Raw genomic sequence first — 298 nt, forward strand, 5'->3', positions numbered from 1 at the left:
CGCAGATCGCCGACATCACCAGCCTGCTGACCGTGGTCGGCGGCCGCATCGTGCACGCCGACGGCGATTACGCCGGCCTGGCGCCGCAGCTGCCGCCGGCGATGCCGGACTGGTCGCCGGTCAACCGCTTCGGTGGCTACCACGTTGGCGGCGCCGCCACCGGGTTGGCCGCCGCGCATCGCCACCATCACGGTGTGGCCTGTAGTACGCATGGTGCTCACGGCCATGCCGCGCTGCATGCGGCGCCCACCGACGACCTGAGCGCCTTCTGGGGTGCGATGGGATGCTCGTGCTTCGC

The 298-nt window shown here is 71.8% G+C and carries 1 pseudogene; it reads left to right on the top strand.

The features are described from left to right. Positions 1-298, top strand: a pseudogene (locus tag EN846_RS34505) (amidohydrolase); the annotation flags it as partial.

The organism is Mesorhizobium sp. M4B.F.Ca.ET.203.01.1.1 (genome assembly GCF_004791025.1).
Classification (GTDB): domain Bacteria; phylum Pseudomonadota; class Alphaproteobacteria; order Rhizobiales; family Rhizobiaceae; genus Mesorhizobium; species Mesorhizobium abyssinicae.